This window comes from Blastococcus sp. SYSU DS0510 (assembly GCF_054050835.1).
Genome location: NZ_JBJHAC010000022.1, coordinates 1 through 23,407 on the forward strand (window position 1 = coordinate 1; position 23,407 = coordinate 23,407).

At 74.5% G+C, this 23,407-nt stretch carries 23 protein-coding genes; 21 read left to right on the top strand and 2 right to left on the bottom strand.

Annotated features, from left to right (window positions below):
- Positions 1–144: 144 nt before the first annotated feature.
- The 18 genes from thrS to ACI79P_RS16845 all read left to right on the top strand — a co-directional run bounded on the left by thrS (position 145) and on the right by ACI79P_RS16845 (position 18,758).
- The gene (gene thrS / locus ACI79P_RS16760; protein WP_456582190.1) at positions 145–2,175 is read left to right on the top strand and encodes a threonine--tRNA ligase; all 2,031 of its coding nucleotides are present in this window, start codon (positions 145–147) and stop codon (positions 2,173–2,175) included.
- The gene (locus ACI79P_RS16765; RefSeq protein WP_456582191.1) at positions 2,172–2,747 is read left to right on the top strand and encodes an HIT family protein; all 576 of its coding nucleotides are present in this window, start codon (positions 2,172–2,174) and stop codon (positions 2,745–2,747) included. The genes thrS and ACI79P_RS16765 overlap by 4 nt, the downstream gene beginning before the upstream one ends.
- Complete coding sequence (pgsA, locus tag ACI79P_RS16770) at positions 2,748–3,365, top strand: phosphatidylinositol phosphate synthase (protein ID WP_456582192.1); 618 nt, start codon at positions 2,748–2,750, stop codon at positions 3,363–3,365.
- Positions 3,362–4,300 (top strand): phosphatidylinositol mannoside acyltransferase, encoded by a 939-nt coding sequence (locus tag ACI79P_RS16775; protein WP_456582193.1) that lies wholly within the window; start codon positions 3,362–3,364, stop codon positions 4,298–4,300. The genes pgsA and ACI79P_RS16775 overlap by 4 nt, the downstream gene beginning before the upstream one ends.
- Positions 4,300–5,511, top strand: coding sequence for a glycosyltransferase family 4 protein (locus ACI79P_RS16780; protein WP_456582194.1), 1,212 nt, complete (start codon positions 4,300–4,302; stop codon positions 5,509–5,511). The genes ACI79P_RS16775 and ACI79P_RS16780 overlap by 1 nt, the downstream gene beginning before the upstream one ends.
- A gap of 11 nt (positions 5,512–5,522) precedes the next feature.
- On the top strand, positions 5,523–6,074 hold the full coding sequence (locus ACI79P_RS16785; protein ID WP_456582195.1) for a hypothetical protein: 552 nt from the start codon (positions 5,523–5,525) through the stop codon (positions 6,072–6,074).
- 48 nt (positions 6,075–6,122) lie between these two features.
- Positions 6,123–7,031: a pyridoxal 5'-phosphate synthase lyase subunit PdxS gene (gene pdxS, locus ACI79P_RS16790; RefSeq protein ID WP_456582196.1), complete on the top strand. Its 909-nt coding sequence runs from the start codon at positions 6,123–6,125 to the stop codon at positions 7,029–7,031.
- Entirely contained in the window at positions 7,028–8,125 is a 1,098-nt protein-coding gene (locus tag ACI79P_RS16795) for a heparan-alpha-glucosaminide N-acetyltransferase domain-containing protein (protein WP_456582197.1), read from the top strand. Before pdxS ends, ACI79P_RS16795 begins: the two co-directional genes overlap by 4 nt.
- A gap of 23 nt (positions 8,126–8,148) precedes the next feature.
- Positions 8,149–8,790 carry a pyridoxal 5'-phosphate synthase glutaminase subunit PdxT gene (gene pdxT / locus ACI79P_RS16800; RefSeq protein WP_456582198.1) on the top strand — a complete coding sequence of 214 codons (642 nt, stop codon included), beginning with the start codon at positions 8,149–8,151 and terminating at the stop codon, positions 8,788–8,790.
- Entirely contained in the window at positions 8,787–9,548 is a 762-nt protein-coding gene (locus ACI79P_RS16805) for a YebC/PmpR family DNA-binding transcriptional regulator (RefSeq protein ID WP_456582199.1), read from the top strand. Before pdxT ends, ACI79P_RS16805 begins: the two co-directional genes overlap by 4 nt.
- Before the next feature lie 152 nt (positions 9,549–9,700).
- A complete protein-coding gene (gene ruvC / locus ACI79P_RS16810) occupies positions 9,701–10,270 on the top strand; it encodes a crossover junction endodeoxyribonuclease RuvC (RefSeq protein WP_456582274.1) in 570 nt (189 codons plus the stop codon).
- The gene (gene ruvA / locus ACI79P_RS16815) at positions 10,246–10,905 is read left to right on the top strand and encodes a Holliday junction branch migration protein RuvA (protein WP_456582200.1); all 660 of its coding nucleotides are present in this window, start codon (positions 10,246–10,248) and stop codon (positions 10,903–10,905) included. Before ruvC ends, ruvA begins: the two co-directional genes overlap by 25 nt.
- Positions 10,906–11,055: 150 nt before the next feature.
- The gene (gene ruvB / locus ACI79P_RS16820; protein WP_456582201.1) at positions 11,056–12,180 is read left to right on the top strand and encodes a Holliday junction branch migration DNA helicase RuvB; all 1,125 of its coding nucleotides are present in this window, start codon (positions 11,056–11,058) and stop codon (positions 12,178–12,180) included.
- A gap of 147 nt (positions 12,181–12,327) precedes the next feature.
- Complete coding sequence (gene yajC / locus ACI79P_RS16825) at positions 12,328–12,639, top strand: preprotein translocase subunit YajC (RefSeq protein WP_456582202.1); 312 nt, start codon at positions 12,328–12,330, stop codon at positions 12,637–12,639.
- Between the two features lie 14 nt (positions 12,640–12,653).
- Positions 12,654–14,303: a protein translocase subunit SecD gene (gene secD / locus ACI79P_RS16830; protein ID WP_456582203.1), complete on the top strand. Its 1,650-nt coding sequence runs from the start codon at positions 12,654–12,656 to the stop codon at positions 14,301–14,303.
- Positions 14,300–15,634: a protein translocase subunit SecF gene (gene secF / locus ACI79P_RS16835; protein ID WP_456582204.1), complete on the top strand. Its 1,335-nt coding sequence runs from the start codon at positions 14,300–14,302 to the stop codon at positions 15,632–15,634. The genes secD and secF overlap by 4 nt, the downstream gene beginning before the upstream one ends.
- Positions 15,631–16,218, top strand: a complete 588-nt coding sequence (locus ACI79P_RS16840) for an adenine phosphoribosyltransferase (protein ID WP_456582205.1) — start codon at positions 15,631–15,633, stop codon at positions 16,216–16,218. Before secF ends, ACI79P_RS16840 begins: the two co-directional genes overlap by 4 nt.
- A gap of 92 nt (positions 16,219–16,310) precedes the next feature.
- On the top strand, positions 16,311–18,758 hold the full coding sequence (locus ACI79P_RS16845; protein WP_456582206.1) for a RelA/SpoT family protein: 2,448 nt from the start codon (positions 16,311–16,313) through the stop codon (positions 18,756–18,758).
- A gap of 75 nt (positions 18,759–18,833) precedes the next feature.
- On the opposite strand, the gene ACI79P_RS16850 is transcribed toward ACI79P_RS16845, so the two are convergent.
- Entirely contained in the window at positions 18,834–19,730 is an 897-nt protein-coding gene (locus ACI79P_RS16850; RefSeq protein ID WP_456582207.1) for an NAD-dependent epimerase/dehydratase family protein, read from the bottom strand.
- Positions 19,731–19,766: 36 nt separating this feature from the next.
- Here ACI79P_RS16850 and ACI79P_RS16855 point away from each other — a divergent pair, with 36 nt between their 5' ends.
- Positions 19,767–20,408, top strand: coding sequence for a TetR/AcrR family transcriptional regulator (locus ACI79P_RS16855; protein WP_456582208.1), 642 nt, complete (start codon positions 19,767–19,769; stop codon positions 20,406–20,408).
- A 61-nt stretch (positions 20,409–20,469) separates the two neighbouring features.
- Here the strand turns inward: ACI79P_RS16855 and ACI79P_RS16860 are convergent, their stop codons facing one another.
- Positions 20,470–21,309 carry a peptidylprolyl isomerase gene (locus ACI79P_RS16860; RefSeq protein WP_456582209.1) on the bottom strand — a complete coding sequence of 280 codons (840 nt, stop codon included), beginning with the start codon at positions 21,307–21,309 and terminating at the stop codon, positions 20,470–20,472.
- 147 nt (positions 21,310–21,456) lie between these two features.
- Between ACI79P_RS16860 and ACI79P_RS16865 the strand changes: the two genes are divergently transcribed.
- On the top strand, positions 21,457–22,140 hold the full coding sequence (locus tag ACI79P_RS16865) for an MBL fold metallo-hydrolase (RefSeq protein ID WP_456582210.1): 684 nt from the start codon (positions 21,457–21,459) through the stop codon (positions 22,138–22,140).
- Positions 22,140–23,402 (top strand): histidine--tRNA ligase, encoded by a 1,263-nt coding sequence (gene hisS, locus ACI79P_RS16870; RefSeq protein ID WP_456582211.1) that lies wholly within the window; start codon positions 22,140–22,142, stop codon positions 23,400–23,402. Before ACI79P_RS16865 ends, hisS begins: the two co-directional genes overlap by 1 nt.
- Positions 23,403–23,407: the final 5 nt, after the last annotated feature.

Consider the following 23,407-nt stretch of genomic DNA (forward strand, 5'->3'; position numbering starts at 1 on the left):
GGCGGGGCCGGGCGGGGCGGGGGGGCGGGCGCGCGGCCGGCGCCCCCCGCCCCCCCCCCCCCCCCCCCCCCCCCCCCCCCCCCCCCCCCCCCCCCCCCCCCCCCCCCCCCCCCCCCCCCCCCGTCCCGATCCCTGGAGCATCTCGTGTCCACCCAGCCCTCGCCCACCGCCGTCGGACCGATCCGGGTGCCGGCCGGGACGACGGCGCAGGACGCGCTCAAGGCGGCCGGTGTCCCGCTGAAGGGCCCCGACGGCGCGGTCGTCGTCCGCGAGGTGGCCACCGGTGACCTCAAGGACCTCGCCTGGACCCCGGACGCCGACGCCGAGGTCGAGGCCGTCGCGGCGGCCAGCGCGGACGGGCGGGCGGTCATCCGCCACTCGGCCGCCCACGTGCTCGCCCAGGCCGTGCAGGAGCTCTTCCCCGGCACCCGGCTGGGCATCGGCCCGCCGGTCGAGAACGGCTTCTACTACGACTTCGACCCCGAGCGCCCCTTCACCCCCGAGGACCTGCAGGCCCTCGAGAAGAAGATGACCGAGATCGTCCGCGCCGGGCAGCGCTTCTCCCGCCGGGAGATCAGCGACGCCGACGCCCAGGCCGAGCTCGCGCACGAGCCCTTCAAGCTCGAGCTCATCGGGCTGAAGGGCGGCGAGGCTGCGTCCTCGGAGGATGGCGCCTCCGTCGAGGTCGGCGGCGCGCAGCTGACCATGTACGACAACCTCGACGCCCGCACCGGCGACCGCGTGTGGACCGACCTGTGCCGCGGCCCCCACCTGCCGCGCACCAGCAGCATCCCGGCGTTCTCCCTCACCCGGTCCGCGGCGGCCTACTGGCGGGGCAGCGAGAAGAACCCGCAGCTGCAGCGCGTCTACGGCACCGCATGGGAGAGCAAGGACGCGCACAAGGCGTACCTGGAGCACCTGGCCGAGGCCGAGCGGCGCGACCACCGCCGGCTGGGCGTGGAGCTGGACCTGTTCAGCTTCCCCGACGAGATCGGCTCCGGCCTGGTCGTCTTCCACCCCAAGGGCGGTGTGGTGAAGCGGGAGATGGAGGACTACGTCCGCCGTCGCCACATCGAGGAGGGCTTCGACTACGTCGGCACCCCGCACATCAGCAAGGGCGGGCTGTTCGAGACCTCGGGGCACCTGCCCTACTACGAGGACACGATGTTCCCGGGCATGGACCTGGAGAACTCGACGTACTACCTCAAGGCCATGAACTGCCCGATGCACAACCTGATCTTCCGGTCGCGCGGGCGGTCCTACCGCGAGCTGCCGCTGCGCTTCTTCGAGTTCGGGTCGGTCTACCGGTACGAGAAGTCGGGCGTCGTCCACGGCCTCACCCGCGTGCGCGGGCTCACCCAGGACGACTCGCACAGCTACGTCACCCCGGAGCAGGCGCCGGGGGAGGTGCGGCACCTGCTGGACTTCGTGCTCAGCCTGCTGCGCGACTTCGGCCTGGACGACTACTACCTGGAGCTCTCCACCCGCGGGGAGTCGGAGAAGTTCATCGGCTCCGAGGAGCAGTGGGCGGAGGCCACCGCGGTGCTGGAGGCGGCTGCCCGCGAGACCGGCCTGGAGCTGGTGCCCGACCCGGGTGGCGCGGCGTTCTACGGCCCGAAGATCTCCGTGCAGGCGCGCGACGCCATCGGCCGCACCTGGCAGATGTCCACCATCCAGTACGACTTCAACCAGCCGGCCCGCTTCGGCCTGGAGTACACCACCGCCGACGGCTCCCGCCAGCAGCCGGTGATGATCCACTCGGCGAAGTTCGGCTCCATCGAGCGGTTCTTCGGCGTCCTCACCGAGCACTACGCCGGCGCCTTCCCGGCCTGGCTGGCCCCGGTGCAGGTGGTGGGCATCCCGGTCACCGACGCGCAGGTGCCCTACCTGACCGACGTCGCGCTGACGCTGCGCGCCCGCGGCATCCGGGTGGAGATCGACGACTCCGACGACCGCATGCAGAAGAAGATCCGCACCGCGTCGAAGCAGAAGGTGCCCTTCGTGCTCATCGCCGGGGCCACCGACGCCGAGGCCGGGGCGGTCTCCTTCCGCTTCCGCGACGGCAGCCAGGACAACGGGGTCGCCGTCGACGCCGCCGTCGAGCGGATCGCCGCCTGGATCGCGACCCGCAGCAACGCCGACCCGACGGCGGAGACCGCGGCGGTCCCCGGATGAGCGAGGACAACGCCCCCTACCGGGTGCCGGTGTCCTCCGACGACGGCGGCCCAGCGACGGTGTTCGAGCACCTGTGGACGCCCTACCGGATGGCCTACATCCGCGGCGAGGGCAAGCCCACCGGGACGCACGACTGCCCGTTCTGCGTCATCCCCACGCTCGGCGACGAGGAGGGCCTGGTCGTGGCGCGGGGGGCGTCGGTCTTCGCCGTCCTCAACCTGTACCCGTACAACGCCGGTCATCTGATGCTCGTGCCGTACCGGCACGTGCCGGACTACACCGACCTCACCGCCGAGGAGGTCGCCGAGCTGGGTGCCTTCACCCAGACGGCGATGCGGGTGGTGCGCGCGGTGACCGGGGCGCACGGGTTCAACATCGGGATGAACCAGGGCGCCGTCGCGGGCGCGGGCATCGCCGACCACCTGCACCAGCACGCCGTGCCGCGCTGGGGCGGGGACACCAACTTCATGCCGGTCGTGGGGCTGACGCGCGTGCTGCCGCAGGTGCTGGGCGAGACGCGCACCCTGCTCGCCGCGGCCTGGGCCGACCACGCCAGCAGGACGGAGGCCTGAGTGCTCGGCGTCAACGCCCGGCCCGTGGTGGCCAAGGTGGTCAACCCGCTGGCCGCGCGGCTGGCCCGCGTCGGGGTCACCCCGGACATGGTGACCATCACCGGCACGGTCGGCGCGATCGCCGGGGCCGCCGGCCTCATCGCCACCGGCCACCTCTTCTGGGGCGCCTTCACCGTCACGGTCTTCGTCCTGCTCGACATGCTCGACGGGGCGCTGGCCCGGCTCCGCGGCGGTGGCTCGGTCTTCGGCGCGGTGCTGGACTCCACCGGCGACCGCGCCGCCGACGCCGCCATCTTCGGCGCGCTGATCTGGTGGTACTCCGGCAGCGGCGACAACCGGCTGCTGGTGCTGCTGGCCCTGCTCTGCCTGGTCCTGGGCGTGCTCACCAGCTACATCAAGGCTCGCGCCGAGGGCATGGGCCTGGCCTGCGACGTCGGGGTCGTCGAGCGGACCGAGCGGCTGATCCTCGTGCTCACCGGCACCGGGTTCACCGGGCTGGGCATCCCGTACGCCGTGCACGTCGCGCTCTGGGTGCTCCTGGCCGGCAGCGCGGTGACGGTGGCCCAGCGCGTCCTGGCGGTGAGGCGGGCCGCCGGCGGCCGGCGGATCGCGTCGTGACCGGCGCCCGGGCGCGGCTGGCCGGGCAGCTGTCCGACGCGGGCTACGCGGCGGGCTGGCGGGCGGTGCGGATGCTGCCGGAGCCGGCCGCGCGGGGGCTGTTCGACCGGGCCGGGAACTGGGCCGCCGCGCGCGACGGCAGAGGCGTCCGCCAGCTGCGGGCCAACCTGCGCGTGGTCACCGGCGGCCGACTGACCGAGGCCGAGCTCGACGAGCTGACCCGCCGCGCGATGCGCTCCTACGCCCGCTACTGGCAGGAGGCGTTCCGGCTGCCGACGCTGACCGCGGAGCGGATCCGCCGCGACAGCGACGTCCCCGGGATCGAGCACATCGCCCGCGCCCGCGCCGAGGGGCGCGGGGTCGTCGTGGCCCTGCCGCACAGCGGCAACTGGGACGCCGCCGGCGCCTGGTTCACCGACTGGCTGGACGGGCCGTTCATGACCGTCGCCGAGCGCCTGCGGCCGGAGTCGCTCTACCGGCGCTTCCTGGAATACCGCGAGGCCCTCGGCTTCCGGGTGGTCCCGCTGACCGGCGGGGAGCGCCCCAGCTCGGAGGTGCTGCGCGGGTGGCTCGCCGACGGCGGCGTCGCCTGCCTGCTGGTCGACCGCAACCTCGGGGGCGGCGGGGTCCCGGTGACGTTCTTCGGGCGGGCGGCCACCATGCCCGGCGGCGCGGCGCTGCTCGCCGAGCGCACGGGCGCGGCGCTGATCCCGGCCGTCTGCCAGTTCGACCGGGGCGGGTGGCGGATGTGCGTGCACCCGGAGGTGCCGGTGCGCGGCCCCGGCCGGCTCTCCGACCGGGTGACGACGGCGATGCAGCAGGTCGCGGACGTGTTCGCCGCCGGCATCGCCGAGCGCCCCGAGGACTGGCACATGCTCGGCCGGATCTGGCCCGACGTCCCGCCCGACCCGCCCCGCTCGGAGGCGGTGGCCTGATGCGCATCGGCCTGGTCTGCCCCTACCGGTGGGACGTCCCCGGCGGCGTCCAGTACCACGTGCGCGACCTCGCCGGGACGCTGCGCGGCATGGGTCACCACGTCGAGGTGCTCACCCCCGCGCAGCACGAGGAGTCGATCACCGACCCCCACCTCACCTTCGCCGGGCGGACCGTCCCCATGCCGTACAACGGCTCGATGGCCAGCCTGCAGTTCGGGCCGGTCTCCGCCGCGCGGGTGCGCCGCTGGCTGCGCGAGGGACGCTTCGACGTCGTCCACGTGCACGAGCCGTCGTCGCCGTCGGTGTCCCTGCTGGTCTGCATGATCGCCCGGGGGCCGATCGTGGCGACGTTCCACACGGCCACCACCCGGTCGAAGGCGCTGGCCGTCCTGGGGCCCATGGTCCGTCCCTGGCTGGAGCGCATCGCGGGGCGGATCGCCGTCTCCGACTTCGCCCGCCGGGTCCAGGTGGAGCACCTGGGCGGGGACGCGGTGATCATCCCCAACGGCGTGCACGTGGGGTTCTTCGCCGAGGGGCCCACGCTCACCGGGCGCCCGCGGGGCGACGGCCCGCCGACGGTCGGCTTCGTGGGGCGCTTCGACGAGCCGCGCAAGGGCCTGCCGGTGCTGCTCGAGGCCATGCGCACCGTCGTGCGGGCGCACCCGGACGCGCGCCTGCTCATCGCCGGCCGCGGGGACGCCGACCAGCTGTGGTCGATGGTCGGCACCGATCTCCGACCGCATGTGACGCTGCTGGGGGAGGTGTCGGAGGCGGACAAGGCGGCGATGCTGCGCAGCGTCGACGTCTACTGCGCGCCGAACCTGCTCGGCGAGTCCTTCGGCGTGATCCTCATCGAGGCGATGGCCGCGGGGGCGCCGGTCGTCGCCAGCGACCTCGACGCCTTCGTCCGGGTGCTCGACGACGGCGCGGCCGGCGTGGTGGTGCGCCGGGACGACCCCGGCGCCCTCGGGCGGGCGCTGTCGGACCTGCTCGCCGACCCCGGCCGGCGCGCCGAGCTGGCCGCGCGCGGCTCGCGGGTGGCCGCGGCGTACGACTGGCAGGTGCTCGCCCGGCGCATCCTCGCCGTCTACGAGACGGTGCTCCCGCCCGGTGGCGGCGTGGTGACCGCCGCGCCCGAGCACGATTTCCCCGGGGTCCCCCCGGCCGGCACCGCGGCCGGACGTCCCCGCATCCGGCGCCCGCGCCGCTAGCCTCGGGGACCGTGACGCCCCAGGACTGGCTGCTGCTCGCCGCCGGAGTGCTCCTGCTCCTGGTGGCCTGGACCGGGTGGACCCTCACCCGGTTGCGGCGGCTGTCCGCGCGGGTGGACCGGGCGTGGGCGACGCTCGACGCCCAGCTGCTGCGCCGCGCTCGCCTGGCCGAGGAGCTGGCCCGCGAGCACCCCGCCGCCCTGCGGCACGACGTCCGCGTCCGGCTGGCCGCCGTCGCCGCCGAGGCGCGGGGCGCCCGCGGCGCGGGGGACCGGGAGCTGGTGGAGAACGCGCTCGGCCACCAGCTGCGCGAGCTCCCGCCCGACCTGCCCGGCGTCCCCGCCGCGCTGCGCACCGACCTGGCGGGCACCCAGACCCGGGTCGCCCTCGCACGCCGCTTCTACAACGACGCCGTCCGCGACACCCGCGAGCTGCGCGGCCGCCGCTCCTGCCGGTGGGCGGGGCTGCACCGGTCCCGCCCGCTGCCGCGCTACTTCGACATCGACGACCGGCTGGGCGAGGTGGGGGCGGGCGCCGACGCGGCCGTCCGCCGCTCGGCCTGACCGCCGTATGGTGAGGCGCCCCATCAGCCGAACCCGAGGCGGACACACGTGACCACGCACCCCGAGCCCGCCGGCGGCCGGACCGGCACCGACCGCGTGAAGCGCGGCATGGCCGAGCAGCTCAAGGGGGGCGTCATCATGGACGTCGTCACCCCCGAGCAGGCCCGCATCGCCGAGGACGCCGGCGCCGTCGCGGTCATGGCCCTCGAGCGGGTGCCCGCCGACATCCGCGCCCAGGGCGGGATCGCGCGGATGAGCGACCCCGACATGGTGCAGGGCATCATCGACGCCGTCTCCATCCCCGTGATGGCCAAGGCCCGCATCGGCCACTTCGTCGAGGCCCAGGTGCTGCAGGCCCTCGGCGTCGACTACATCGACGAGTCCGAGGTGCTGACCCCCGCGGACGAGGCGCACCACATCGACAAGCACGCGTTCACCGTGCCCTTCGTCTGCGGCGCCACCGACCTCGGCGAGGCGCTGCGGCGCATCTCCGAGGGTGCGGCGATGATCCGCTCCAAGGGCGAGGCCGGCACCGGCAACGTCGTCGAGGCCACCCGGCACATGCGGGCGCTGCGCGCCGGCATCCGGAAGCTGGCGACCCTGGACGAGACCGAGCTGTTCGTGGCGGCCAAGGAGCTCCGCGCCCCGCACGACCTGGTGGTCGAGGTGGCTGGGCTCGGCAAGCTCCCCGTCGTCCTCTTCACCGCGGGCGGCATCGCCACCCCCGCCGACGCGGCGATGATGATGCAGCTCGGCGCCGAGGGCGTGTTCGTCGGCTCGGGCATCTTCAAGTCCGGGGACCCGGTGCAGCGGGCGGCGGCGATCGTCCAGGCCACCACCTTCTTCGACGACCCGGACGTGATCGCCAAGGTCTCCCGGGGCCTGGGCGAGCCGATGGTCGGCATCAACGTCGCGACGCTCCCGGAGAGCGAGCGGTACGCCACCCGCGGCTGGTGACCGTGGACGTCCAGCGGCGCATCGCCGGGCTGGACGTGGCGCGCGGGCTCGCCGTGCTCGGCATGTTCGCCGCCCACCTGCGGGTGGGCGGCGAGTTCGGGTCGGACCCGCGGACCTGGACGGCGGTCGTCGACGGCCGCTCGTCGATCCTCTTCGCGACCCTGGCCGGCATCTCGGTCGCGCTGCTCTCCGGGCGCAGCCGGCCCCCCGAGGGGCCGGCGCTGTCCCGGGTGCGCGTGCGGATCGCCGTCCGCGCGCTGTGGGTCTTCGCGATCGGCCTGGCGCTGCAGGAGCTGGACACCTTCGTCGCGGTGATCCTGGGTGTGTACGGGGTCCTCTTCCTGATGGTGCTGCCCTTCCTGCGCTGGCCGGTCCGCCGGCTGCTGGTGACCGCGGGCCTCGTCGCCGTCGTCGCGCCGCCGGTGCTCGTCGTCCTCGGCCAGGTGCTGACCACGATCGGTCTGGCGCAGGCGCTGGGACCCTCGCTGCTGGTCACCGGCTACTACCCGGCGCTGCTCTGGATCGCGTTCGTCCTGGTCGGCCTGGCGGTGGGGCGGCTGGACCTCTCCTCCGGGGCGGTGCGTGCGCGGCTGGCGGCCGCGGGCGCGGTGGCCGCGGTCGTGGGCTACGGCGGGGGCTGGGCGAGCTCGGAGCTCCTGGCCGGCGGCGTGCCCTCCGCCGGCCCGGAGACCGGCTTCACCGTCCCGGGCGTCTTCGACGTCCGCTGGCTGACCGGCGCAGAGGCGCACAGCGGGACGACGTTCGAGGTGGTCGGCTCCACCGGCTTCGCCGTCCTCGTGGTGGTGGGCTGCCTGCTGGCGGCCGAGCGGCTGCCGCGGGTCACCGAGCCCGTCGCGGCGGTGGGGGCGCTGGCGCTCAGCGTCTACGCGGCTCACCTCCTGGCGATCCGGGTGCTGATGGACGTCGTCCCCGGCCGCGTGCAGGGCGCGGGCACGTGGCTCGGGTTCGTCGCGGCCGCGCTGGCCGGCGCCTGGATCTGGCGGCGCACCGTCGGCCGCGGCCCGCTGGAGTGGCTGCTCACCTGGACGTCGAGCCGGGCGGCCGGCCTCGCCCCGTCGGCACCGGCGGTCTGAGCCACGCCGTAGCGTGGGCGGCCGTGTCCACCGGCCCCGCCCGCCCCGTCGTCGGGGTCCTGGCCCTCCAGGGCGACGTGCGCGAGCACCTCGCCGCGCTGCGGGCCGAGGGCGCCGACGCCCTGCCGGTGCGCCGCCCGGAGGAGCTCGCCGGTGTCGACGGGATCGTCGTCCCCGGCGGGGAGTCGACGACCATGGCCAAGCTGGCCGCCCGGTGGGGCCTGCTGGAGCCGCTGCGGGACGCCGTCCGCGCGGGGCTGCCGGCCTACGGCAGCTGCGCGGGCATGATCCTGCTCGCCGACCGGCTGGTCGGGGCGCCCCCCGGCCAGGAGACGGTCGGTGGGCTCGACGTGACGGTCCGCCGCAACGCCTTCGGCCGCCAGGTCGACTCCTTCGAGACCCGCGTCGAGCTGGACGGGGTCGACGGCGGGCCGCTGCACGCCGTCTTCATCCGGGCGCCGTGGGTCGAGGAGGCCGGGCCGGGGGTGCACGTCCTCGGCCGGGTCGTCGGGGGAGCGGCCGACGGTAGGATCGTCGCGGTCCGCCAGGGGGACGTCGTGGCGACCAGCTTCCACCCCGAGCTGACCGGGGACCGCCGGGTGCACGCGCTGTTCGTCGACATCGTGCGCCGTCACCTGGCCGACGCAGAGAGGGGAGAGCCGTGAGCGGCCACTCCAAGTGGGCGACGACCAAGCACAAGAAGGCCGGGATCGACGCCAAGCGCGGCAAGCTCTTCGCCAAGCTCATCAAGAACATCGAGGTCGCGGCCCGCACCGGCGGCGGCGACCCGGCCGGCAACCCGACGCTCTACGACGCCATCCAGAAGGCGAAGAAGAGCTCGGTGCCCAACGACAACATCGACCGGGCGGTCAAGCGCGGCGCCGGTCTCGAGGCCGGCGGCGTCGACTACCAGGGCATCACCTACGAGGGCTACGCCGCCGGCGGTGTCGCCGTCCTCGTCGAGTGCCTGACCGACAACAAGAACCGCTCGGCCATGGAGGTCCGCACCGCCATGACCCGCAACGGCGGATCCATGGCCGACCCCGGCTCGGTCTCCTACCTCTTCTCCCGCAAGGGCGTGGTGACGGTGCCGAAGTCCGGTGACGTCGACGAGGACACCGTGCTCATGGCGGTGCTCGACGCCGGCGCCGAGGAGGTGCGCGACCTCGGTGACACCCTCGAGGTGCTCTGCGAGCCCACCGACCTGGTCGCCGTCCGCACCGCGCTGCAGGACGCGGGCATCGACTACGACTCCGCCGAGGCCGGCTTCCAGCCCAGCGTCCAGGTGGAGCTCGACGCCGAGGGGGCCGCCAAGGTGTTCCGGCTGATCGACGCGCTCGAGGACTGCGACGACGTGCAGAACGTCTACGCCAACTACGACGTGCCCGACGAGGTCATGGAGCAGGTCGCGGCGGACGCCTGAAAACACCCCCTGCCCCCCAGCCTTCGCAAGCTCAGGCCGGGACCCTGCAGGGGGCGGCCGTTCCAGCACGTCACCTGGCGTGTTGGCGGGGTTCGGTCGGGGGAGGCGGTTAGCCTCGGTCGAACACCAGTTCGGCTGACGGGAGCGTGACCATGCGGGTGCTCGGCATCGACCCGGGCCTCACCCGGTGCGGGTGGGGAGTGGTCGACGGGCGCCCCGGGGCGCGGCCGACGGCGGTCGGGGTCGGGGTGGTCCGCACGCTGGCGGAGCTCGACCTGGAGCTGCGGCTGCTCGAACTGCACACCGCCGTCACGGCGCTGCTGCGCGAGCACCGCCCCGACGTGGTCGCCATCGAGCGGGTGTTCACCCAGAACAACAAGGGCACCGCCACGGGGACGGCGCAGGCGGCCGGGGTCGCCGCGCTCGCCGCGGCGCAGGCCGACCGCCCGGTCGCCTGGCACACGCCCAGCGAGGTCAAGGCGGCGATCTCCGGCAACGGCCGCGCGGACAAGGAGCAGGTCACCCTCATGGTCACCCGGGTCCTCGGGCTCACCGCCGCCCCCAAGCCGGCCGACGCCGCCGACGCCCTCGCGCTCGCGGTCTGCCACGCCTGGCGCGGCCCGGCCCAGCAGCGGCTGCGCACCGCCGCGCTGGCCGGCGGCATCGGCGCGCCGGTGCGCAGCACCACGCTGCCGCGGTGGACGGGGGTGGCGGCGCGATGATCGCCAGCGTCAGCGGCCGGGTCGCCGCCGTCTCCCCGGACGGCGCCGTCGTCGAGGTGGGCGGCATCGGCCTCGCGGTGCAGTGCACCCCCGGCACCATCGCGCGCCTGCAGGTGGGGGAGTCCGCCCGGCTGGCGACCAGCCTGATCGTGCGCGAGGACTCCCTCACCCTCTACGGCTTCGCCGACGACGACGAGCGCCAGCTGTTCGAGCTGCTGCAGACCGCCAACGGCGTCGGCCCCCGGCTCGCGCAGGCGGTGCTGGCGATCCACCCGCCGCGCGAGGTGCGCCGGGCGGTCTCGATGGCCGATGTCAAGGCGCTCATGCAGGTGCCGGGCATCGGCAAGAAGGGCGCCGAGCGGCTGATCCTGGAGCTGCGGGACCGGCTGGGCTCCACGACCACCGACACCTCTCTCGACGCCCCCGCCCCCACCGGGCTGCCGTCGCTGACGCCGGTGGCCCCCTGGCGGGACCAGCTCACCAGCGCGCTCGTCGGCCTGGGCTGGAGCGGCAAGGAGGCCGAGACGGCGGTGACCCAGCTCGCCCCGGTGGCCGACGAGCAGGTCGCCGCGACCGGGAGCGTGGAGGTCGCGGTGCTGCTCCGGCGGGCCCTCCAGCTGCTGGGTAGGACGTGAGCGAGCTTGCGAGCGAACCGATGAGCAGAGCAGCGCCGCTCACGCGGGCGACGAGCGCCAGCGAGGAGGACGCGTGAGCGAGCTTGCGAGCGAACCGATGAGCAGAGCAGCGCCGCTCACGCGGGCGACGAGCGCCAGCGAGGAGGACGCGTGAGCGCCCCGTTCGACCGGTCGCTGACCGGTGACCTCGCCGCCGACGTGACGCCGGAGTGGTCGGTGTCGCCGCAGGCCGGCGACGAGGAGCGGGTCGTCGAGTCCGCGCTCCGGCCGCACTCGCTGCACGACTTCATCGGCCAGCCGAAGGTCGCCCGCCAGCTCGCCCTGGTCCTCGAGGGGGCCAAGCGGCGTGGCCGGACGCCCGACCACGTGCTGCTCTCCGGGCCGCCCGGGCTCGGCAAGACCAGCCTCGCCCTGATCATCGGCTCCGAGCTCGGCACCTCGGTGAAGATCACCAGCGGTCCGGCGATCGAGCGGTCGGGCGACCTGGCGGCGATGCTGTCCAACCTGGCCCCCGGCGACGTCCTGTTCATCGACGAGATCCACCGCATCGCCCGGCCCGCCGAGGAACTGCTCTACATGGCGATGGAGGACTTCCGCGTCGACGTCGTCGTCGGCAAGGGGCCCGGGGCGACGGCGATCCCGCTGGAGATCAACCCCTTCACCCTTGTCGGGGCCACCACCCGCGCCGGGCTGCTCACCGGGCCGCTGCGCGACCGGTTCGGCTTCGTGGGGCAGATGGAGTTCTACGAGACCGACGACCTGCGGCGGGTGCTCGCCCGCAGCGCCGACCTGCTCGGCGTCGAGCTGACCGACGAGGGGTCGGCCGAGATCGCCGGCCGCTCCCGCGGGACGCCGCGCATCGCCAACCGGCTGCTGCGCCGGGTGCGCGACTACGCCGAGGTGGAGGCCGACGGCCGCGTCACCCGCGAGGTCGCCGAGGCCGCGCTCGCGCTCTACGACGTCGACCACCTCGGACTGGACCGGCTCGACCGCGCCGTCCTCGAGGCGCTGGTGGGCAAGTTCGGGGGCGGGCCGGTCGGCGTCGCCACCCTCGCGGTGGCCGTGGGGGAGGAGCCGCACACCGTCGAGGAGGTCTGCGAGCCCTTCCTCGTGCGGGCCGGTCTGCTGGCGCGCACCCCCCGCGGGCGGGTCGCCACCGAGGCCGCCTGGGAGCACCTGGGTCGGCCGGTGCCGCGCGGTGGCGTCCCCCTCGGGCGGGTCACAGCCGACCCACCGGTACCGGGGTCGTCGTCAGAGACCCTGTTCGACGCCTAGACTTCCGCACGCTGGCGCGCAACTCGCAGGCCGGGCCGTGCGCGTCACGCCTGGTCGCCGCGCGTACGGCAACCGATGCACCCGAGCGGTCCCGTCCCGGGCCGCACCACCGCGAGGCACCCGTCGCGGAAGAGAGGCACACCTGTCGTGGAGTACTTCCCGCTGATCTTGCTGGTCCTGCTGGCCGTCGTGCTGTTCGTGCTGCCCGCGCGGCAGCGCAAGCGGATGCAGGAGCAGCAGGCCGCGCTGCAGGCATCCCTCGCGGTCGGCACCCCCGTCATGACCACCAGCGGCATGCACGGCACCGTCGCCGCGCTGGGTGACACCACCCTGGACCTGGAGATCTCGCCCGGCGTGGTCGTCACCTTCGCCCGGCAGGCGATCCTCGAGGTGCGCCGCCCGGCCGGTGCCACGCCGTCCGACGGGGGCACCGCGCGCCCCGCCGACGGCACCGTCTGACCCGGGGGAGCTCCGTGGCCAACCGCACCCTCCCGGCGGGGCGCTACTTCGGCGCGTTCGTGCTGATCGTCGCCCTGCTCTACGGGCTGGTGTTCTTCACCGGGGACACCCGCACGCCGCAGCTCGGGCTCGACCTGCGCGGCGGCACCACGGTGACCCTGACCGCGCGCACCCCCGACGGTCAGGCGCCGGCCCAGGAGGACCTGGAGCTGGCCCGCCGGATCATCGAGCAGCGGGTCAACGGCCTCGGCGTCGCCGAGGCCGAGGTGGTCACCGAGGGCGACAGCAACATCGTCATCTCCGTCCCCGGGGACGACGGCGAGCAGGCCCGTGAGCTCGGCGCCACCGCGCAGCTCCGCTTCCGCCCGGTGCTCCAGGGCCCCGCCCCCGCCGTCCCGGCCGAGGAGAGCACCGGCACCGAGGAGGGCGCCGGCACCGAGGAGGGTGCCGACGCCGAGACCGCCGACGGCGGCGCGGCCGGCGACGACGCCGAGGCGCCCGCCGAGGACCCGGCGACCGGGGACGGCGCGGTCGCGGACCCGTCCCTGCCCGACCCCGACGCGCCCGCCGTGACCCAGGAGGAGGCGGCGGCCGAGTTCGCCACGCTCACCTGCGAGGCGGAGAACGTCACCGGCGAGGTGACCCGGCCCCAGGACTTCGTGGCCGCCTGCAGCGAGGACGGCGCGGTCAAGTACCTGCTCGGCCCCACGATCATCGAGGGCACGCAGATCGACGACGCCACCGCGGGGACCGAGCCCGGGACCGGCGAGTGGGTCGTCCTGCTGGACTTCCAGGCCCAGGGCCTGGACACGTGGGCCGCCTACACCACGGCCAACGTCGGCTCGCCGGTCGCCTTCACGCTCGACGGGCGGGTCATCTCCGCGCCGACGATCAACAGCGCGATCACCACCAACCCGACGACGATCACCGGTCAGTTCGACCAGGAGTCGGCCACCGAGCTGGCCAACCAGCTCCGCTACGGCGCCCTGCCGCTGACCTTCACCCAGGCGACGGCGCAGTCGATCTCCACCGAGCTCGGCGAGGAGCAGCTCGAGGCCGGGCTGATCGCCGGGGCCATCGGCATCGCCCTGGTCTTCGTGTACGCGCTGTTCTACTACCGGCTGCTCGGCCTGGTGATGATCGCCAGCCTCGTGCTCTCGGCGGTGGTGGTCTACGCCTGCCTGATCCTGCTGGGCCGCGAGATCGGGTTCACCCTGAGCCTCGCCGGCATCGCCGGGTTCATCGTCTCGATCGGCATCACCGCCGACTCCTTCGTCGTCTACTTCGAGCGGCTCAAGGACGAGATCCGGGAAGGCCGCTCGCTGCGGTCCGCCGTCCCGCGGGCCTGGGTCCGGGCGCGGCGCACCATCCTGTCGGCGGACGCGGTCAGCTTCCTGGCCGCGGCGATCCTCTACCTGCTGGCGATCGGCGACGTGAAGGGCTTCGCCTTCACCCTCGGCATGTCCACCGTGCTGGACCTCGTCGTCGTCTTCCTCTTCACCCACCCGCTCATGGCCGTGCTCTCGCGGCTGAAGGGCTTCGGCCGGAACCGCTTCTCCGGGCTCGGACGGGTCGAGCACACCCGCCGGCCCGCCGCGAGCGCGCCGGCCGGGGAACTCGTCGGCGCCGCCGCGGGCGGTCGCCAGGACAGGAGCACCTCATGACCCGCCCGACGGACCCGGCGGAGCCGACGCCCGCGGACGAGCCGGTGGGCACCGGCGAGGAGGCGCTCGCGGACGCCGGGCTGCCCCAGGACCCCGCCGACGACGACGTCGCCGCGGCCCCGGCCCCGCGAGCCGGGCGCGCGGGGCTCGCGCACCGGCTCTACAACGGCGAGGCGGGCCTCGACGTGGTCGGCCGCAGCCGGCTGATCTACAAGATCACCGCGATCGTGGTGCTGCTGTGCATCGCCTCGATGGTGTTCCGGGGCTTCAACTTCGGCATCGACTTCGCCGGCGGCAACAGCTTCCGGCTGCCCGGCACCCAGGAGCAGCTGCAGGAGGCGCGCGCCGCGGCCGAGGACGCCGGGGCGGAGGTGGCGACGGCGCAGATCGTGGGCGGGGACACCCTGCTGATCCGCACCGCGCAGCTGGACAACGAGACCGAGCGCGCCGTGGTGGAGGGGCTGGCCGAGGTCGCCGGCATCACCCCCGCCGAGGTCAGCCCGGAGTCGGTCAGCGCCGAGTGGGGCCAGGACATCACCGACCAGGCGCTCGTCGCGCTGGCGGTCTTCCTCGTCGCGGTCGTGCTCTTCCTGGCCGTGCGATTCCAGCCGAAGATGGCGGTCGGCGCCATGGCCGCGCTGGTGCACGACATCGTGATCACCGCCGGGGTCTACTCCCTGGTGGGCTTCGAGGTCACACCGTCGACGGTCATCGGCTTCCTGACCATCCTCGGCTTCTCCCTCTACGACACCGTGGTGGTGTTCGACAAGGTCGACGAGAACACCCGCGACCTGGAGCGCAGCGCGCGCATGACCTGGGGCGAGGCGGCGAACCTGGCCGTCAACCAGACCCTGATGCGCTCGATCAACACCTCGGTCATCGCGCTGCTGCCGGTCGCGGGCCTGCTCTTCGTCGGGGCCGGGCTGCTCGGCGTCGGCACCCTCAAGGACCTTGCCCTCGTGCTCTTCGTGGGCCTGGCCGCCGGCACCTACTCCTCGATCGTGCTCGCCACGCCGATCGTCGCCGACCTCAAGGAGCGGGAGCCCGGGGTCCAGGCACTGCGCCGCCGCGTGCTGGCCCGGCGGTCCTCGGCCGCCCGGACCGGTGGCGCGGCCGCGCCGACCGGCCCGGTGGCCAGCGCCCGCCGTCGCCGGAGCCCCGGTGCGGTCGCCACCGCGGAGCTGCCCGGCACCGTGACCGCGGACGTCGTGGTGGAGTCGCCGTCCTCGGTGCGCCCGGACGCCCCGCGGGGCGCCACCGCTGCCCCGCGCCCGGGCGCCCGCCCGCAGCGCCCCGGCGCCAGCCGGCCGTCGGGCAAGCGGCGCCGGTGAGCGCGGCACCCGCCGAGCGGCCGCTCGACGAGCTCATCGCCTCGCTCACCGTCGACGTCCCGGACCACCCCGAGCCGGGGATCGTCTTCCGGGACCTGACGCCGGTCTTCGCCGACGGCCCCGCCTTCCGCCGGATGGTCGACGGGCTGGCGTCCCCCGGGGTGTCGGACCCGCGGACGGCCGCGCTCACCGCCCGGCGCTCCGGCGAGCGGCCGTTCGACGTCGTCGCCGGGGTGGAGGCGCGCGGGTTCCTGCTCGCCGCCGCGGTGGCGCTGGACGCCGGCGTCGGCGTGGTTCCCGTCCGCAAGGCCGGGAAGCTGCCGCGCGAGCGGGTCTCGGCCGAATACACCCTGGAGTACGGCACCGCGACCCTGGAGCTGCACGCGGACTCCATCCGGCCCGGGCAGCGGGTCCTGGTCGTCGACGACGTGCTCGCCACTGGCGGCACGCTGGGCGCCGCCGTCGCGCTGGTCGAGCAGCTCGGCGGCGTGGTGTCGGCGATCTCGGTGGTCGTGGAGCTGGCCGCGCTGGGGGGCCGGCAGCTGCTGGCGCCGCACGCGGTGCACGCCCTCTGGACCACCTGAGCGGGGGAGATCCCGGTCGCGCTCCCGACGCCGGCGGGCGTCGTCCCGCTAGCATGGTGAGGGTCCCCCCTCTGCCAGCCGCAGGAGTAGCCGTGGCCTCCGAAGTAGCCGCCGACGCGGCTGCCGCGCGGGCCGGGGCAGCCACCGGTGGAGCGGTCACCGACGCCGTGCCCGAGGCGCCGGTGCGCAGCCCGCTCCCCGAGCGGCCCGCGGTGCGCAGGCCCGAGGACGTGGGGGCCGATCCGCCCGACGTCGAGCCCGGCACCCCCCGCCGCCGCGTCCGCGACCGCCTCGCCCGGCGCATCGTCGCCGGCCAGCGCAGCGGCCTGGTCCGCCCGGTCCTGGAGCCGCTCGCCGCCCTCCACCGGCAGAGCCACCCCAAGGCCGACCTGGTGCTCCTGCAGCGGGCCTACGACGTCGCCGAGGCCGCGCACAGCAGCCAGAAGCGCAAGAGCGGCGATCCCTACATCACCCACCCGCTCGCCGTCGCCACGATCCTCGCCGGGCTCGGCATGGACACCACGACGCTGATCGCGGCGCTGCTGCACGACACCGTCGAGGACACCGGCGTCACCCTCGAGACGATCACCACCGACTTCGGCTCGGAGGTCGCGCACCTCGTCGACGGCGTCACCAAGATCGACAAGGTGAAGCTGGGCGACGCCGCCCAGGCCGAGACGATCCGCAAGATGATCGTCGCGATGTCCCGCGATCCGCGGGTGCTGGTCATCAAGCTGGCCGACCGGCTGCACAACATGCGCACGCTGCGCTTCCTCCCGCCCGAGAAGCAGGAGAAGAAGGCGCGCGAGACGCTCGAGATCCTCGCCCCGCTCGCCCACCGGCTGGGCATGAACACCATCAAGTGGGAGCTCGAGGACCTCGCCTTCGCCACGCTGTACCCCAAGCGCTACGACGAGATCGTCCGCCTGGTCGCCGAGCGCGCGCCGTCCCGCGACACCTACCTGGCCGAGGTCACCGCGTCGGTCACCGAGCAGCTGCGGGCGGCGAAGATCGAGGCCGTCGTCACCGGCCGGCCGAAGCACTACTACTCGATCTACCAGAAGATGATCGTCCGCGGGCGGGACTTCACCGACATCTGGGACCTCGTCGGCATCCGCATCCTGGTCGACTCGGTGCGCGACTGCTACGCGGCGCTGGGCATCATGCACGCCCACTGGCAGCCGGTGCCCGGCCGCTTCAAGGACTTCGTGGCGATGCCGAAGTTCAACATGTACCAGTCGCTGCACACGACGGTCATCGGGCCGCAGGGCAAGCCGGTCGAGCTGCAGATCCGCACCCACGACATGCACCGCACCGCCGAGTACGGCATCGCGGCGCACTGGAAGTACAAGGAGAAGGCCCGCGCCGGCGGGAAGCCCGCGGCCGGGGAGAGCGGTGCGCCGCCGAAGGCCGGCTCGGCCGACGACATGCTGTGGCTGCGCCAGCTGCTGGACTGGCAGCGGGAGGCGCAGGAGCCCGGCGAGTTCCTCGAGACCCTGCGCTACGACCTCGGTCCGCAGGAGGTCTTCGTCTTCACGCCCAAGGGCGACGTGGTGAGCCTGCCGGGGGAGTCCACGCCCGTCGACTTCGCTTTCGCGGTGCACACCGAGGTCGGCTACCGCACCATCGGCGCCCGGGTCAACGGCTCGCTGGTCTCCCTGGACAGCAAGCTCTCCAACGGCGACGTCGTCGAGATCTTCACCTCCAAGTCGCCGACGGCGGGCCCGTCGAAGGACTGGCTGACCTTCGTCGGCTCCTCCCGCGCCCGGACCAAGATCCGCCAGTGGTTCACCAAGGAGCGGCGCGAGGACGCCGTCGACGCCGGCAAGGAAGCCCTGACCCGGGCGATGCGCAAGGCCGGCCTGCCGCTGCAGCGGCTGCTCGGCGGCGAGGCGCTGTCCACCCTGGCCAAGGACCTGCGGTTCGCCGACGTCACCGCGCTCTACGCGGCGGTGGGAGAGCACCAGCTCTCGGCCGCCTCGGTGGTCGAGAAGCTCATGGTGGCCCTGGGTGGCAGCGAGGGCGCGGCGGAGGACATCGCCGAGACCGCCATCCCGAACCGCCGGCCGTCGACGCGGCGCACGGCCCGCGGCGACCCGGGGATCATCGTCCACGGCATGACCGACGTCTGGGCCAAGCTCGCCAAGTGCTGCACCCCGGTGCCCGGCGACGAGATCCTGGGCTTCGTCACCCGCGGCGGGGGCGTCAGCGTGCACCGCACCGACTGCACCAACGCCGGTGACCTGCGGAGCAAGCCTGAACGTCTGGTAGAGGTCGAGTGGGCGTCGTCCCCGGGGTCGGTGTTCCTGGTGGCCATCCAGGTGGAGGCCCTCGACCGGCACCGCCTGCTGTCGGACGTGACCAAGGCGCTGGCCGACGAGCGGGTGAACATCCTCTCGGCGTCGGTGCAGACCAGCCGCGACCGCGTGGCGATCAGCCGGTTCACCTTCGAGCTCGCCGACCCCGCGCACCTGGGCGCGGTGCTGCAGACGGTGCGCAACGTCGACGGCGTCTTCGACGTCGAGCGCGTCACCGCCTAGAAGGACCCCGCTGCCCCCCACGCCTCGCACGCTCGGCGCGGGCCCCTGCAGCGGGGCCGTTCCGGCGGGTCGCCGTCAGCCCACGCGGCTGGCCGCGTAGGAGCCCGCTCCGAGCTCCTGTACCGCGCCCGGCCTCCGGGGATGCCAGCCCAGCTCCTCGCGAGCGCGGGCGCCGGTGGCCGACTGGCTCAACGCGAGCGCGTCGGCGAAGGCCGCCCCCAGGACGGCCCGAGCGTCTTCCACGGGCCACGACTCGGCGGAACCGTCGAGGCCGGCGGCCCGTGCAGCCGCGGCAGCCAACTCGGGCACCGGGACCGCCTCCTCGTCGACCCCGTGGAAGAGGCGCCCCGCGGGAGCCTGCTCCAGCACCAGCAGGAACAGCTCCGCCAGGTCGTCCACGTGCACCATCGGCCACCGCGTGTCGGCGCTGCCGACGAAACGCCCGGCGCCGTGGTCCCGCGCGGTGCTCACGAGGAGCCCGGGGATGCCACCGCCGCGGCCGTGCGCGATGGCCGGACGGACGACGAGGCCGCGGACGCCGGTCTCGGCAGCGTCGAGGACCAGTCTCTCGATCACGGGCCGGTGAGCGACCAGCTCGATGGCGTCGAGGGGGCTGTCCTCGTCGGCCGGGTGGGTGCCGGTCGCCCCCAGCACCCAGAGGCCGCTGGTGTAGAGGAAGGTGCGGCCCGTTCCGCGCAGGGGGACGAGCAGGGCCTCGACCGCGGCGATGTCCGCGGCGGCGACCCCCGTCGGCGGGGCGACGTGGACGACGGCGTCGATGTCGGGCGCGACCGCGGCCGACAGGCCCTCGGGCTCGGCCAGGTCACCCGCGACGGTGCCGACCGACGCGATCGCCGGCGGCTCGTCGACCCCCGGGCGGGTCAGCGCGACCACCTCGTGCCCGGCACCCACCAGCCGTTCGACGAGGACCGAGCCGATGTAACCGGTGGCCCCCAGTACGAGCACCTTCATGACGTTCTCCCCTCGTAGTGGACTACAGTCCGTTTCATGGGCGAGGACGTTAGCGGACCAGAGTCCGGTTTGTCGATAGGATTGCTCGGCATCGCGGGGGACCGGCCGGTCGCCGAGCGCGCGGACGCCGCGCGCAACCGGCGCCGCATCCTCGCTGCGGCCGAGGGGCTCTTCGCCGAGCGGGGCGTCCCCGGCGTGACGATGGACGACATCGCGGCCGAGGCGGGCGTGGGCAAGGGCACGCTCTACCGCCGGTTCACCGACAAGGGCGGGCTGGCCGCAGCGCTCCTCGACGAGCGGGGCCGCCAGTTCCAGGAGGCCATTCTCGGCGGGCCGCCACCGCTGGGTCCGGGCGCCCCTGCCGTCGATCGCCTGGTGGCCTTCGTGGCCGGCTACCTGGAGTTCCAGGTGCGCCACCTCGACCTGGTCCTGCTCTCGGAGACGTCGACTCCCGGGTCGCGTCTGCGCAAGGGCTCGTACGGGTTCTGGCGGCAGCACTGTGCGGTGCTGCTGCGCGCGAGCGGAGCTCCGGATCCCCTGGAGCGGGCCGAGTTGCTCCTCGCCGGGCTGTCCGCCGAGCAGGTGCACCACTGGACGCGTGTGGAGGAACGCCCGGCCGCCGCCCTGGGTGCGGCCCTGTCCCGGCTGGCGCGGAGCATCGCCGGCGCGGACCGTTGACCACGCCGGGCTCCGACGCGCCGTCGTGGGCGACAGCCACCTGTCGGGTGGGTGCCCCGCCCTAGCCGACGACGGCCATGTCCTCGATCGTCACCGGGATGTTCGGGGCGCCGTCGCCGGGGCCCTCGGCGCCCTGGACCCCGCCCGCGGCGACCGCGTCGAGCACGCCGAGACCGGCCTCGTCGATCCGGCCGACCACCGTGTACTCCGGCGGCAGCTCGGTGTCGACGAAGGTCAGGAAGAACTGGCCGCCCGTGCTGTTCGGCGCGGCGGTCTTGGCCATGGCGACGGTCCCGCGGGGGTAGGTCGAGTCCGGCGTGACCTCCTCGGCGTACTTGTACGTCGGGCCGCCGGAGCCGGTGCCGGTCGGGTCGCCGCACTGCAGCAGGCCGAAGGTGTCGGCGTTGACCAGCCGGTGGCACGGGGTGCCGTCGTAGAAGCCCTGCTCGGTGAGGTACACGAAGCTGGCCGCGGCGCACGGGGCCTGCGCCCGGTCCAGCGTGAGCGTCAGGTCGCCCTGGTCGGTGCTCATCAGCACGGTGGCGGTGCCCTGGGTGGGCGTGGTCTCCGGGGTCGGCGGCGTGCCGACGTCGGTGAGGTTGGTGTTCCCCGACTCGTCGGGCAGGTACTCGCAGGTGACCGTGCCGTCGGCGTTGGTGGTGCGCGCGGCCGAGGAGGTGGCCGCCGGCGTCGTCGGCTCGGCCGCGAGGTCGTCGGTCTCGTCGTCGCCGCCGAACACGTTCGTGAGGAGCAGGGCGGCCCCGACGACCACGACGACGGCGAGCGCGGTGAGCAGCAGCCCGAGGTTCCGGCGGCGCTTCTTCGCCTGCTCGGCGCGGCGCTCCAACTGGCGCTGCAGGTGACGCTGCGCGGCTTCCCGGCGCTGCTTGTTCGTGGGCACGGGGGCGGACTCCTCGGGCGGGCGGGGCGTACGTGGGCGGCCGCGACGGCGGGCGGGCGCGCTGGTCGGGGTGCGAGTCTAGGTGGCGGGGCTGGGCGATCCCTGGCAGCGCCGGGTGCGGCGGGGGGCCCCGCGTAACCTGCACGGGTGCTCATCCGCTCGTTCCCCGCCGGCGCCTTCGGCACCAACTGCTACGCCGTCGCCTCCGGGCCCGGGCAGGAGTGCGTCGTCGTCGACCCGGGCATGGACGCCGTCGAGCCGCTGGCCCGGATGCTGGCCGAGGACGGGCTCAAGCCCGTGGCCGTCGTGCTGACCCACGGCCACCTGGACCACACCTTCTCGGTGCTGCCGGTCTGCGACGGCTACGGCATCCCCGCCTACCTCCACCCGCACGACTTCGGGATGCTCAGCGACCCCGCCCGCTGGCACGGCCCCGCGCTGGCGCCGCTGATCACCGGCGTCCGGCTGCCCGACCCCTCCGAGGTGCGGGCGCTCGACGACGGCGCCGTCCTCTCGCTGGCCGGCGTCGACCTGACCGTGCGGCACGCGCCGGGGCACACCCAGGGCTCGGTCATGTTCTCCGTCGACCTCGGCGAGGCGCCGGGGCTGCTGGCCGGCGACGTCCTCTTCGCCGGGTCGGTGGGGCGGGTGGACCTGCCCGGCGGGTCGTGGGAGGACATGCTGCGCTCGCTCCGCGACGTCGTGCTGCCGCTGGACGACGAGACCGTCGTCCTGCCCGGCCACGGCCCGGCGACGACGATCGGCCGCGAGCGGGCGACCAACCCCTACCTGGCCGAGGCCGCGCAGGCGCCGAGGGGACGAGGGCTCTGATGACCGGCCTCACCGCCCCGAAGGGCGCCTTCGACACGCTGCCGCCGGACTCCGCGCGCTTCCTCGCCGTCCGCGACACCCTGACGGCTCCGCTCCGGCGGGCGGGCTACGGGTACGTCGAGACGCCGGTGTTCGAGCACACCGAGGTGTTCTCCCGCGGCGTGGGCGAGTCGACCGACGTCGTCACGAAGGAGATGTACACCTTCACCGACCGCGGCGGCCGGTCGTTGACGCTGCGCCCCGAGCTGACCGCCGGGCTGATGCGCGCGTTCATCGAGCACCGGCTGCACGGCGGTGCGCTGCCGGCGAAGCTCTGGACCGTCGGCACCGCGTTCCGCTACGAGCGCCCGCAGGCCGGTCGTTACCGGCACTTCACCCAGGTCGACATGGAGGCCCTCGGCGTCGACGACCCCGCGCTGGACGCCGAGGTGGTGGCGCTGGGCGTGCAGGGCTTCCGCGACCTGGGGCTCACCGACTTCGAGCTGCTGCTGACCTCGCTGGGCGACGCGACCTGCCGCCCGCAGTACCGCGAGCTGCTGGTCGCCTTCCTGGAGAAGCTGGACCTGGACGAGGAGACGCAGCGCCGCGCGGCGATCAACCCGTTGCGGGTGCTCGACGACAAGCGTCCCGAGGTGCAGGCGCAGCTCGGCGACGCCCCGCTGATGGTCGACCACCTCTCGGACTCCACGAAGGCCCACTACGACGCCGTCCGCCAGCACCTCACCGACCTCGGCGTGAGCTGGACGGAGGCGCCGCGGCTGGTGCGCGGGCTGGACTACTACACGAAGACGACGTTCGAGTTCGTGCACTCCGGGCTCGGCGCGCAGTCGGCCATCGGCGGGGGCGGGCGCTACGACGGGCTGTCGGCGGCGCTGGGCGGGCCGGACGTCTCCGGCATCGGCTACGCCGTCGGGGTGGACCGGACGCTGCTGGCGGTGCAGGCCGAGGGGCTGGACATCGGCGCGACCGCCGGCGTGCAGGCCTTCGTCGTCCCGCTCGGGGCCGAGGCGAAGCGGGTGGCGGTCCGGCTGGTCGGGCAGCTGCGCCAGGCGGGGGTCGCGGCGGACACCGTGTACGGCGACCGCGGGCTCAAGGGCGCCATGAAGGCCGCCGACCGCTCCGGCGCGACGCACGTCGTCGTCGTGGGGGAGCGGGACCTGGCCGAGGGCGTCGGCCAGCTCAAGGACATGCGCACCGGCGAGCAGCGGCCCGTCCCCGTGGCCGAGCTGTTCGAGACGGTGCGTGCGAGTGTGGGGGAGTGAGTACT